Source organism: Brenneria rubrifaciens (assembly GCF_005484945.1).
Lineage (GTDB): Bacteria > Pseudomonadota > Gammaproteobacteria > Enterobacterales > Enterobacteriaceae > Brenneria > Brenneria rubrifaciens.
Genome location: NZ_CP034035.1, coordinates 3,481,655 through 3,493,976, shown reverse-complemented (window position 1 = coordinate 3,493,976; position 12,322 = coordinate 3,481,655). Strand labels below are relative to the sequence as shown.

10 protein-coding genes are annotated in these 12,322 nt (G+C 47.2%); 9 read left to right on the top strand and 1 reads right to left on the bottom strand.

The features are described 5' to 3' along the window. Positions 1–278 precede the first annotated feature (278 nt). From exaC to argG, 3 genes are all read left to right on the top strand, one after another. Positions 279–1,814, top strand: a complete 1,536-nt coding sequence (exaC, locus tag EH207_RS15570) for an acetaldehyde dehydrogenase ExaC (protein WP_137714814.1) — start codon at positions 279–281, stop codon at positions 1,812–1,814. 161 nt (positions 1,815–1,975) lie between these two features. Continuing rightward, positions 1,976–2,968, top strand: a complete 993-nt coding sequence (locus tag EH207_RS15565; protein ID WP_137714813.1) for an acyltransferase — start codon at positions 1,976–1,978, stop codon at positions 2,966–2,968. A 478-nt stretch (positions 2,969–3,446) separates the two neighbouring features. Further along, positions 3,447–4,793, top strand: coding sequence for an argininosuccinate synthase (argG, locus tag EH207_RS15560; protein ID WP_137714812.1), 1,347 nt, complete (start codon positions 3,447–3,449; stop codon positions 4,791–4,793). Positions 4,794–4,910: 117 nt separating this feature from the next. Here the strand turns inward: argG and EH207_RS15555 are convergent, their stop codons facing one another. Next, positions 4,911–5,246 (bottom strand): GlpM family protein, encoded by a 336-nt coding sequence (locus EH207_RS15555; protein WP_137714811.1) that lies wholly within the window; start codon positions 5,244–5,246, stop codon positions 4,911–4,913. A 923-nt stretch (positions 5,247–6,169) separates the two neighbouring features. On the opposite strand from EH207_RS15555, the gene EH207_RS15550 reads away from it, so the two are divergent. From EH207_RS15550 to EH207_RS15525, 6 genes are all read left to right on the top strand, one after another. Then, complete coding sequence (locus tag EH207_RS15550; RefSeq protein ID WP_137714810.1) at positions 6,170–7,141, top strand: ABC transporter substrate-binding protein; 972 nt, start codon at positions 6,170–6,172, stop codon at positions 7,139–7,141. Further along, positions 7,138–7,947, top strand: a complete 810-nt coding sequence (locus EH207_RS15545) for an ABC transporter ATP-binding protein (RefSeq protein WP_217496101.1) — start codon at positions 7,138–7,140, stop codon at positions 7,945–7,947. Before EH207_RS15550 ends, EH207_RS15545 begins: the two co-directional genes overlap by 4 nt. Continuing rightward, complete coding sequence (locus tag EH207_RS15540) at positions 7,940–8,743, top strand: ABC transporter permease (RefSeq protein ID WP_137714809.1); 804 nt, start codon at positions 7,940–7,942, stop codon at positions 8,741–8,743. The genes EH207_RS15545 and EH207_RS15540 overlap by 8 nt, the downstream gene beginning before the upstream one ends. 51 nt (positions 8,744–8,794) lie before the next feature. Next, complete coding sequence (locus tag EH207_RS15535) at positions 8,795–10,312, top strand: amidohydrolase family protein (RefSeq protein ID WP_137714808.1); 1,518 nt, start codon at positions 8,795–8,797, stop codon at positions 10,310–10,312. A 46-nt stretch (positions 10,313–10,358) separates the two neighbouring features. Further along, the gene (locus EH207_RS15530; protein WP_137714807.1) at positions 10,359–11,267 is read left to right on the top strand and encodes a LysR substrate-binding domain-containing protein; all 909 of its coding nucleotides are present in this window, start codon (positions 10,359–10,361) and stop codon (positions 11,265–11,267) included. Between the two features lie 116 nt (positions 11,268–11,383). Further along, entirely contained in the window at positions 11,384–12,316 is a 933-nt protein-coding gene (locus EH207_RS15525; protein ID WP_217496100.1) for an N-carbamoyl-D-amino-acid hydrolase, read from the top strand. Positions 12,317–12,322: the final 6 nt, after the last annotated feature.

Genomic DNA, 12,322 nt, shown 5'->3' with positions numbered 1-12,322 from the left:
GGATGGCATTATTTCACCACCCCTTGATGGATGCGAATTTTTCTCCCCTGAATGGTGAGCCTTTACGTAAACGCATGTATGGCCGTGGCGGTACGAATAATAAAATTGTGCGTCACCTCGAAGAGTTGTCATTCTTGCCGGTTTACGCCTGTCAGAAATGTGTATCTGCATATACGCTTTGTCCATGCTCTTTTTGTTTAGCGAATTTTTTCATATTGGCTCTGTTTTCACTGCGGCACGACCGCGTACGCGCATCAAACAGCGAAAAGGAGACTGAAATGACACTAGACACTTCTACGGGCCGGTCGACCTCCGGCGATTACGGTTCCCTCAATCTGAAAAAACGCTATGACAATTTTATTGGCGGCGCCTGGGTGCCGCCTGACGGCGGGCAGTACTTCGTCAACCTGACGCCCATCACCGGCCAGCCGCTGTGTGAAGTGGCCAGTTCGACCGCTCGGGATGTCGACTATGCGCTGGATGCGGCCCATCAAGCGAAGGTGGAATGGGGCGGAATGTCCGTGCAGGCGCGCGCTTTGATCCTGAACCGCATTGCTGATCGAATGGAGCAGAACCTTGACCTGCTGGCGAATGTCGAAACCTGGGACAACGGTAAACCCATTCGTGAAACCCACGGCGCCGATGTGCCGCTGGCCATTGACCACTTCCGCTATTTCGCCGCCTGTATCCGCTCGCAGGAAGGCGCAATCAGTGAAATTGACGGCGATACCGTCGCCTACCATTTCCACGAGCCGCTCGGTGTGGTGGGGCAGATTATTCCCTGGAACTTTCCGTTGTTGATGGCCTGCTGGAAAATGGCGCCGGCGCTGGCCGCGGGAAACTGTATTGTGCTGAAGCCCGCCAAGCTGACGCCGCTGTCGGTGCTGATCCTGATGGAGCTGATTCAGGATATCCTGCCGCCGGGGGTCATTAATGTCGTTAACGGTTCGGGCAGTGAGATCGGTGAATATCTGGCGACCTCGAAACGTATCGCCAAAGTCGCGTTTACCGGTTCGACGGAAGTCGGTCAGCAAATTATGGGCTATGCCGCCCGCAACGTAACGCCAGTGACGCTGGAACTGGGGGGAAAATCGCCGAATATTTTCTTTGCTGACGTCATGGATAAAGAAGACAGTTTCTTTGACAAAGTGCTGGAAGGGTTCACGCTGTTTGCCTTCAATCAGGGTGAAGTGTGTACCTGTCCGAGCCGGGCGCTGGTGCAGGCGTCGATTTATGATCGCTTTATGGAGCGCGCCATCAAACGCGTCGAATCTATCCGCATCGGTCATCCGCTGGATAGTCAAACCATGATGGGGGCACAGGTATCCGCCGGCCAGTTGGATACGATTCTTAACTATATCGATGTTGGCAAGAAAGAAGGAGCCCGCGTGCTGACGGGGGGACAGCGTAAGGCGATGCCGGGGGATCTGGCGCAGGGGTATTATCTGGAGCCTACTATCCTGTTTGGTAAAAACAGCATGCGCATTTTCCAGGAAGAGATTTTCGGGCCCGTGCTGGCGGTGACGACTTTCAAAACGATGGACGATGCGCTGGAGATTGCCAACGACACCGAGTACGGCCTGGGGGCTGGCGTATGGAGCCGCAATGGTAATGTGGCGTATCGCATGGGCCGTGGCATTCAGGCGGGACGCGTCTGGACCAACTGTTATCATGCTTACCCGGCGCACGCGGCCTTTGGCGGTTACAAACAATCGGGTATCGGACGTGAAAACCACAAAATGATGCTGGACCATTATCAGCAGACCAAATGTCTGCTGGTGAGTTATTCCGACAACCCCCTGGGCTTGTTCTGACACAATCATGACGACGTCGCGTTTATCATCAGGCCGTTAAATATCAACGGCCTTTTTTGCGCCGGTTACACCGCTTTCCTCGGATTAAACCGATTGTTGATTGTGCCAGCCGTTAACAGACACTACTCTGTTGATTAGACGTCATATTTAAGAGGTTGTGCATGACCGGAAAGATCGGTTGGATTGATAATTTGCGGGCCGTGGCCTGTTTAATGGTCGTTCTCATTCATAGCACAACGTACCCGATTACCTCAGGCGGGACACCGGGTGAAGCGCATTGGGACGTGGCAAATATCCTGAATTCGGTTTCCCGGGTTTGCGTCCCGCTGTTTTTTATGATTTCCGGCTATTTGTTTTTTGGTGAGCGCTGTGCGCAGAAAAAACATTTCCTGAGAATAAGTCTGTGTATTCTGTTTTATAGCGCTGTCGCATTGATTTATATCGCGGCGCTGACGCCCATTAATGGCCTGAATGCACTGCGCCATGCTTTCCAGAAACCCGTTTTTTATCATTTATGGTTTTTCTACGCCATTGTGGTGATCTATCTGTTTTCTCCGCTGATTAATATCAAACCGGTTTCCGGGAAATATTTGCTCGCGTTCATCGCACTGCTGGCGATTATTGCTAATCCGAATACGGGGCGCGTTGAGTTTGCCGGGGTCAGGCTATTGCCAGTCAATCTCTATATTTACGGTGATACCTTTTATTATCTGCTGTATGCCATGCTCGGGCGTGCGTTGGGCATACTGGATATCCCGCGGAAAATGGTGCTTGCCGCAATGCTGTTATTTATTTTCTGCGTGGCGTTGATTACGTTGGGGACAAAATATCACACGCTGCGAAACGAAAACTTTACCCAGGCGTTTTATATTTACAGTGGCCCGCTGGTGTTTCTGGCTGCGGTCAGCCTGCTGGTGATAGTCAAACATTACCTGAATCACCGGGTGCTACCGGGACTTGCACTCCTCTCGCGTCATTCACTGGCAATTTATGGCTTTCACGCGCTGATCATTCACTTTATGCGCACACACGGTCTGGATTTCCCTTCCCGGCCGGTGCTGGGTATTTTCTCTGTTTTTGCGATCGCGTTACTGGGCAGTTTGTTTCTGTCGATGCTGTTACAAAAGCTGGATACACGGCGTCTGGTTTCCTGATGCGGGGTATCCGAGTTCAGACTTTGCCGCCTCGAAGAATATGATGCTGTAGCGGCGTTGTCTCAGTGGCGCAGTAAGCCCGTCAGATGGGTTATGGTGCGGCGAAACTGATTGTGAGGGTAGAGAGTAGGGTGACTTCCCCCCCAGATGCATGACACGACCTCATCACCCTAACCGCTTTCGCCGCCTAGCTTATGTAAGAAATCGCGTTATACTCGCTGGCTTGGTCGCCGATTGACCACGAATTTTTTTGCATAAACTACCGCGCGACCCTTCCTGTCCCGGTAAAAAGATGTTTAAATCATCACTCACTTATTTTGCATAAATATGCATTTTTGAGCGTGTTGATTTTGACGATACACTTTGCCTGTCCGTTTTGCGATACGCAAAGTCATCACCTCTCATCAATGTAGTGCGTAACATGATGGTATGGCTGCTAAGCTTTTAACCATAGATCTTTTGAGCAGGGATTATTTTTATGACAACGATTCTCAAGCATCTTCCGGTTGGTCAGCGTATTGGTATCGCGTTTTCGGGTGGGCTGGATACCAGCGCCGCGCTGCTTTGGATGCGTCAAAAAGGCGCGGTTCCTTATGCGTATACCGCGAATCTGGGTCAGCCGGATGAAGATGACTACGAGGAGATCCCACGCCGCGCGATGGAATACGGCGCCGAGAATGCTCGCCTGATTGACTGCCGCAAGCAACTGGTCGCTGAAGGTATTGCCGCGATTCAGTGCGGCGCTTTTCACAATACCACCGCGGGCGTCACCTATTTCAATACGACCCCGCTGGGCCGCGCCGTTACCGGTACGATGCTGGTTGCTGCGATGAAAGAAGACGGCGTCAACATCTGGGGTGATGGCAGCACCTATAAAGGTAACGACATCGAGCGTTTCTATCGCTACGGTTTGCTGACCAATGCCGAACTGAAAATCTACAAACCGTGGCTGGACACCGATTTTATTGATGAATTGGGCGGTCGTCAGGAAATGTCCGAGTTCATGGCGCAGGCAGGTTTCGGTTATAAAATGTCAGCGGAAAAAGCCTATTCCACCGATTCCAACATTCTGGGCGCGACGCATGAAGCCAAGGATCTGGAATTCCTCAACTCCAGCATTAAAATCGTCAACCCGATCATGGGCGTCAAGTTCTGGGATGAGAACGTCAAAGTCGCAGCGGAAGAAGTCACCATCCGTTTTGAGCGCGGTCACCCGGTTGCCCTGAATGGTAAAACCTTTGCCGATGACGTCGAACTGATGCTGGAAGCAAACCGTATTGGCGGACGCCACGGCTTAGGCATGAGCGATCAGATTGAAAACCGTATTATTGAAGCGAAAAGCCGCGGTATTTATGAAGCGCCGGGAATGGCGTTGCTGCATATCGCTTACGAGCGTCTGGTGACGGGCATCCATAACGAAGACACCATTGAGCAGTACCACGCGAACGGACGTCAATTGGGCCGCTTCCTGTATCAGGGGCGTTGGTTTGATTCTCAGGCTCTGATGTTGCGTGATGCTTCTCAGCGTTGGATTGCCAGCGCCATCACGGGCGAAGTGACGCTGGAACTGCGACGCGGTAACGACTACTCCATCATGAACACCGTTTCCGATAACCTGACCTATAAACCGGAACGTTTGACGATGGAAAAAGGGGATTCCGTGTTCTCGCCTGATGACCGTATCGGTCAACTGACCATGCGTAATCTGGATATCACCGATACGCGTGAAAAACTGTTCAACTATGTGGAAACCGGTTTACTGTCCGCCTCTGCCAGCGCGGGTCTGCCGCAGGTTGGTCAATTGCAGGATAAAACGGAAAAATAATTTTCGATCCTGACGGTAAGCAAGCACTCAAGGCACGTCATCGACGTGCCTTTTTTACGCGGAGGTGATCTCCAACCGCCCGCGCCCGTCGCATTACGCTAACCTGACGTTCCTCTCTTAGTGCCAGCGTTCCCAGATAACAATCAGGGCCGTGGCGGTGATACACCAGCAGGCTAAAGCGCCGGCCAGTGAATAGGATAATTTTGTGACGCCGCTAAAATACCAGAGAGACGCGAGATAGGCGAAATACGGAATGATGGCCCACATGCCGAACAATATTGTGGTGCGCAGCGCGGCGACATTACGTTCCGTCGCGACAATGTAATGGGCAATGAGGGCGAATGTAGGGAAAAGCGGAACCAGCCCGGCAATATAATAGTTCTTTGTCTTTGATAAGTAACCGATTAGCAAAACGACAGCTGCGCCTGTCAACGCCTTCAACATTAAGCCCATTGCCTTCCCCTGATAAAGCGCTTTTGGTAATAATCACAACATGGGTGGACAAATCTGTCTATCCCCATGGGAATGGGGCGGTATTATTCATATACATAAACACCCCTACCAATATGGCGATAATGACGACAAAAATAATAGATAACCTCAAAATCTAATCTCCTCCCTTCACAACGCTAAAACAACGCGATTATATCCAAAGGATTATCCCTGAGAGTAAAACAAAGAACCGAAATGATCTACAGGCATATTCATTGTAAAACAGCCGTTCTTTTTCGGGGCGGGGGATATTGCCAGTACGGATGGAAATAATAAATAATATAATGTAAATCAATATATTATGGTTGTTTCAGGTCTGGTGTCGACAAAGTCATACCCATTTGCTTTTACTACGGCAGCGTTAGAGATTCTGTGTCATTCCAGTAAGGATGGATACCCAATAGATCTCAAGAAGCGGGTTTCAGCATTTGAAAGCGGTCATCAATTCTGGACGACGGCGAATCCGCTATTTCTTGCCGGGTAACAGTGAAAAAACTCTTTGCTGATAAAGGGCTGAAAGGCTGTTATCGAAATCAGATCAACATATTGATTGATTAGTTGAAGGCTGTATTTCTGCACGTAAGCGGACTGTATTGAGGGCATTAAACTGAAATCCGAGGTAGGGGTAAATAAAGTTTCAATTTTCGGCGGTGATAAGAATAACCTCCTATTAATATAATCGGTCGCAAAACATCTTTATGGTGCAAAAAATGAAATAAACTTCATTTACAAGGCAAAAAGTCAACATGATGCACCGTTAAGGTGAAAGCCCTTAACTTAAGGTTAAAGGGTCGATATGAATAATAACTAGATATTTGTTCTATTCTATAAATAATGAAAAAGAAGCAGTAATAACCCTGACACACAGTTGGAGACACACAGATATGAAAAAAATAATTCTATCGACATTTTTTCTCATCGCGAGTCCGGTCCTGGCTTTGGATAAAGTGAAACTGCAAACAGATTGGTTGGCATCAGGCGAACATGCGGCATATTACGGTGGTTGGGCTAAAGGAATTTACCAGGAAGAAGGTCTTGATATTAGTGTCGTCAGAGGGTATGGCTCCGGTGATACGGTGCAAAAAATCGGCGCGGGTACGGCTGATTTCGGTGTTGCTGATATTGCTAACGTACTCGCTGCAAGGGCTCTGGAATCAGTACCGATAAAAGCGATCGCAAGCGTTTACACTTACTCTCCACATTCTATTTTTGTATTGAAATCATCAGGAATTAATACGTTTAAAGACCTGGAAGGCAAAAAAATCAGTATAACGCCCGGAAACTCGCATAAATTGTTCTTTCCTGAAGTGGCTAAAAACGCGGGGATCGATCCGAATAAAATTACCTGGGTGAATATGGATGGTGCGGCCATGTCGACTCAGCTATTGATGAAAAATATCGACGCGGCCCCTTTCTACAGCATTCATTGGGCTTATCAAAACGAAGCGGCAAAAAAAATGGGGCAGGAGATAAAAGTGTTACCTTTTGTTGAGGAAGGGTTCTCTATTTATTCCGCATCATTAATTGCATCCGATAAAACTATTGCAGAACGACCGGAACTGGTCAGGAAATTTTTGACTGCGACGAAAAAAGCTTTCCTGTGGGCGAAAAGTAATCCGCAAGAAGCGTGTAATTATCATCGGCAAAAAGTGCCTGAAGTTGATCAAAAGGATTGTGTGAACAGTCTTAATGCAACCCTGGCGTTTGTCTTCAATAGTTATGAAGAAAAAAATGGTTTTGGCACTTATACCCCTGAAAGACTGAAGGCAACCTGGGAAGCCGTCGCCAAGGCTCAGGAACTGGATGTTAACTGGGACCCTGCACAGGCGATTGATTCGGAGCATTTGCCGAAATGAAAAACGTTAATCAAGCCAGTATCCAGGATAAAATCGATATTCATCGTGTTTCACGCTATTTTGATTCGGCAGATGGTGAACGCACCATTGCATTAGATTCTGTCAGCATTGATATTGAAAAAAATGAATTCATTGTACTGGTTGGTCCTTCTGGATGCGGAAAGTCGACATTACTGCGAATTCTGGCTGGTTTGATTAAACCCTCAGCGGGTAAGGTGGATGTCTACAATCAACCTTTAACAGAACCGCGTGAACAATCCGGGATCGTGTTTCAGTCGGCGACGCTGCTTCCCTGGCTAACCGTACTGGAGAATATCTATTTTCCATTACGGCTTGTCGGGAAAAAAATTACTGAGGAAACGGAACATCAGGCAAAAGCATTATTGAGCGTCGCCGGACTGGAAGGATTTGAAACCAGAATGCCGAAAGAATTATCTGGCGGCATGCAACAACGCGTAGCCATTTGCAGAGCGCTGTTGAAAGATCCCGACCTGTTGTTGATGGACGAGCCTTTTGGGGCGCTGGACGCCTTGACCCGCGAAGAAATGACGCTTGAATTACTGCGCATCTGGTCGGAACGACCTAAAACGGTGGTGTTTGTTACGCATTCGGTATCAGAGGCGGTCATCCTGGCCGATCGGGTGGTGGTGATGTCGGCGAGGCCGGGGAAAATCGCCGATATTGTCCCTATTAACTTACCGAGACCGCGGGCTTTCTCAATGACGGCGCTGCCTGAGTTTACTGAAAAATCAGAAAGGATACGGCAGCAAATACTACAGCGAAAAGGGGGGAACCGTTATGATTAAGCAGCCTTCCTCAACGAAAAAGAAAAAACCATTTAATCATCAGGCCGGTATACCGATAGCCACATTTATTATTTTGCTGGTGGTATGGGAAGTGTCTGCCAGAATTTTTAATATTCCTGAGTTCATTCTTCCTTCGCCAGGTCGAATTATTGAAAGCTGTGCCGAAATCCCGGCTAATTTAGCAATGCATACGCTGGCAACATTTCGGACAATTATGCTTGGTTTTATGCTCTCTATTTTGTTGAGCTTTCCTATTGCTTTATTGATAGCCTCATCCCAATTGATGGCTAATGCAATATATCCATTGTTGATATTGACCCAGTCGATCCCTAAGGTTGCTTTAGCGCCGTTGCTGGTATTAATGCTGGGAACCAATGAACTTCCAAGAGTGGTCATTACCTTTTTAGTGGCGTTTTTTCCGCTGGTGGTATCCATGTCTACGGGACTCATGGCGGTGCCGTTGGAATTAGTTGAATTAGGAAAGAGTTGTAAGGCATCCAGCAGGCAGATACTGCTTAAGATACGGTTGCCTTATGCGATCCCCTTTATATTCAGCGGGCTTAAAGTGGCGATTACGCTTTGCGTCGTGGGGGCGGTCGTTGCCGAGTTTGTGAATGCTGACAAAGGGCTGGGTTATCTTATCGTGACGTCGACCGCGTTTTTCAAAACCCCTGTGGCCTACGGCGCCGTGGTTATCTTATCTATTATGGGGATTGTGCTTTTTCAGATTCTGGCATTACTGGAGAGAATATTTTTTCCCTGGGCGGTATCGTCTCAACAACATGATAAGCAGTGAGGAAATAAAGTGATCTCATCTCATAAATCTTTAAATAAAGAAAATGGTGAAATGATTTTCATCAAGGGCGGTGAATTGCTCAATGTTGAGACGGGAGAGCTTGAGAGAAAAGATATTCTGATTATTGACGGCATAATCGCGAATATTGTTTTGCCCGGTATGGATGTGCCGCCCCAGGCCAGGATTGTGCCTGCCGAAAACCGTATTTTGCACGCCGGATTAATCAACTCGCATACGCATGGGCATGGCAATTTGTCACGAGGGATGGGAGATCGCTGGACGCTGGAACTGCTGTTGACGGCCGGTCCCTGGATGTCCGGTCATCGCACCAACAGTGATAAATATCTGACCACGCTGATTGGCGCGGCGGAAATGCTGCTCAAAGGTTGTACGGCCTGTTATGACCTGACATACGAGTTTCCATGCCCCAGCGAAGATGGGTTGGAAGCGTCAAAAAAAGCGTATAAGGATGCGGGGATGAGGGCGGTTATTGCGCCCATGATCGCCGATTTAAGTTTCTTTGAAGCTATCCCCGGGCTGATACAGGCGCTGCCGCAAGCCTATCAGTCACAGGTTTCAGCGTTGCGTCTGGCGCCGGGCGAACAAACGTTTGCAGCGCTCGGCAGGGTTCTTAAATCATGGGGAGATGGCCACGCGGACGGGATAAAAATCGCATTAGCGCCAACCATCCCACATCACTGTTCCGATGAATTTCTGATGGCCTGTAAACAGATCGCCGGCGAGTACGGCTTACCCGTACATTCCCATGTGGCTGAGTCAAAAATCCAGGCGGTGACGGGCATGAAAAAGTATGCCGGGACGCTGACTCAGCATCTGGAGCGGCTTGGTTTAATCAGTGCTGATTTTACTGTCGCTCATGGGGTGTGGCTTGATGATGGCGATATGCAGATTTTAGGACGCCATGGCGCTTCTGTTGCGCATAATCCAGGAAGTAACATGATCCTGGGAAGTGGTTTGGCTGATGTGCGAGCTATGCTTAATGCTCAGATTAATGTGGGGATTGGGACGGATGGCTCCAACTGCTCGGATAATCAGAATATGTATGAAGCCATGCGTATGGCGTCAATGGTTTCCAATGTAAGAACGCCAGAATGGTATAACTGGCTGACGCCGGGTGAAATTTTTAAAGCCGCTACGGTGGGAAGCGCCAAAGCATTAGGATTAGAAAAGAAGATCGGTAAACTGGCGGAGGGATATTACGCGGATATTGTTTTTCTGGATAAAAACAGCATTAATTTAATTCCTATCAATAATATTATCAATTCTCTGGTTCGAACCGAAGACGGCCGCTCGGTGTGCGATGTGATGGTCGGCGGGAAGTTTGTGGTTAAAAACAAGGAACTGGTTAATATCGATATTAATAAACTGCGGTTGCAGGCTGAAAATGCCGTTGAGCGTCTGGACAAACTGAATAATAAAAATGAGTTGCTCTTCAGAGAAATTGAAAGATTAGTTGGAGAGTTCTGCGTCGGGTTGGCAAAAAAAGATTACCATATTCATCGTTATGGCTCATGTGAGCATCATGGATGCAATAGGATACAAGAATGAGAATCTAAATATGTTTCAATAATTAAAATAGCTGCGGAGTGGTTGTATGAACTTGCGCCAAATAGAAGTGTTCAAAGCCGTAATGAATACAGGAACAATAAGTGATGCTTCGCGTTTACTTCATGTTTCTGTTCCCGCGGTAAGCCGGGTACTCTCGCATACTGAAAGCCGGCTTGGATTCTTATTATTTGAACGTATAAAAGGACGATTATATCCGACAGCCGAAGGGCGACGTCTATTTATTGAGATTGAAGAAGTCTATAAAGGTGTAAAGAGAATAGAAGAGTTGTCACATGAACTTGCGGAAAGGCGTCATGGGTTTTTGAGTGTGGTAGCCAGCCCAAGTATTGGACAAACGGTATTACCCATGGCTTTAAGTGACTTTCACCAGGGAAACCCAAAAGTCAGGGTACATTTTAATTGTCTCAGTTATGATTTATTGAAAGAGCATTTATTAACCAATCAGGTCGAAATCGGTGTTTCTATATTGCCCGTTGATCACCCAAATTTACATGCAATTCCAATTGCACAAAGTCGGTTATTATGCGTTTGTCCTAAAGATCATGAGCTGGCGAAAAATAAGTACATCACACAAAGCGATTTTATTGAAAACCAATTAATCTCATATTCTCCGAATACGCCGTTTGGTGTAAAAATAACAAAATGGTTTGCAGAGGCGAATGTGGTTCCCGTTATTTCATTAGAAGTCGGTTCACCCTATAACGCGCTCTCTTTAGTTAAAATGGGGGCCGGTATCGCCATCGTGGATGAATTTACTATGGTTGGGAATCTAACAGAAGATATTGCGGTAGTTGAGCTTGCCAGCAATGAACGCATTGTCGCTGATTTGACATATCTGAGATCGACGTCAATTTCCTCTGTTGGGGCGTCTTTTGTCACAAGTCTTAAAAAGGTGTTGGTTGAGCATCACCTGATTTATCAGCAAACGAGATAGTTTAATGATATTAACATCATGTTAATACCTGAGAACACCATAGCAATGGTGGAGGGGGTAATTCCTTTTATCATGAAAAGGTATTTCGTGCTTATTATATATTAAGAGAGATTATAATGAATAAAAGAACAATGGGGCTCGCTGTTGGCCAATTGGGAGCGGTTAATTTACAGGACAGTAAAGAAAGTGTTGTTACGCGTCTGATTGTCATGATGCATGAAGCGAAAAGACGCGGCGCCGATTTTATTGTCTTTCCCGAATTAGCGCTGACTACCTTTTTCCCACGTTACTGGATGAATAACGAAACTGCGTTTCAGACGTATTTTGAAAGTTCCATGCCAAATGATGTGACTAAACCCTTGTTTGATACGGCAGTGATGCTGGGAATCGGATTTTATATTGGTTATGCGGAATTGACTGAAGATAATATTGGGTTCAATACATCAATATTAGTCGATAAAAGTGGGAAAATAATTGGTAAGTATAGAAAAATTCATTTGCCCGGGCATGACGATCATAAAGAAAATGTTCCTTTCCAGCATCTGGAAAAAAAATACTTTTCCGTGGGGGATCTGGGTTTCCGCGTATTTGACTTACTGAATGCCAAATTTGGCATGTGTATATGTAATGATCGTCGGTGGCCGGAAACCTATCGCGTTATGGCGTTACAGAGTGCTGAGATTGTGGTGCTGGGCTATAACACGCCTTCAGTCAATATTCACTGGAATGAGCCTGTGCATTTGAGGACCACAACGCATTTGATTTCACTACAGGCAAATGCCTATCAGAACGGGCTGTGGGTTGCAGCCGCGGGTAAATGTGGTTCCGAAGACGGATATCATATGATAGGCAGTTCAGCGATCGTTGCCCCAACGGGGGAAATTGTTGCAAGGACATTGACGGAAGAAGATGAAGTTATCTGTGTTCAGGCCGATCTCGGCTTGGGGGAATTGTTCAGACAACATGTTTTTAATTTTGCAAAACACCGAAGGCCCGAACATTACCAATTAATTGTTGATCGAACCGGTGCTGGCAATCCAGTCAACTAGCGCGTG

Excerpts from the sequence above, each read along its gene's own strand:
- exaC (WP_137714814.1), top strand. The coding sequence starts at position 279 with ATGACACTAGACACTTCTACGGGCCGGTCGACCTCCGGCGATTACGGT.
- EH207_RS15565 (WP_137714813.1), top strand. The coding sequence starts at position 1,976 with ATGACCGGAAAGATCGGTTGGATTGATAATTTGCGGGCCGTGGCCTGT.
- argG (WP_137714812.1), top strand. The coding sequence starts at position 3,447 with ATGACAACGATTCTCAAGCATCTTCCGGTTGGTCAGCGTATTGGTATC.
- EH207_RS15555 (WP_137714811.1), bottom strand. The coding sequence starts at position 5,246 with ATGGGCTTAATGTTGAAGGCGTTGACAGGCGCAGCTGTCGTTTTGCTA.
- EH207_RS15550 (WP_137714810.1), top strand. The coding sequence starts at position 6,170 with ATGAAAAAAATAATTCTATCGACATTTTTTCTCATCGCGAGTCCGGTC.
- EH207_RS15545 (WP_217496101.1), top strand. The coding sequence starts at position 7,138 with ATGAAAAACGTTAATCAAGCCAGTATCCAGGATAAAATCGATATTCAT.
- EH207_RS15540 (WP_137714809.1), top strand. The coding sequence starts at position 7,940 with ATGATTAAGCAGCCTTCCTCAACGAAAAAGAAAAAACCATTTAATCAT.
- EH207_RS15535 (WP_137714808.1), top strand. The coding sequence starts at position 8,795 with ATGATTTTCATCAAGGGCGGTGAATTGCTCAATGTTGAGACGGGAGAG.
- EH207_RS15530 (WP_137714807.1), top strand. The coding sequence starts at position 10,359 with ATGAACTTGCGCCAAATAGAAGTGTTCAAAGCCGTAATGAATACAGGA.
- EH207_RS15525 (WP_217496100.1), top strand. The coding sequence starts at position 11,384 with ATGAATAAAAGAACAATGGGGCTCGCTGTTGGCCAATTGGGAGCGGTT.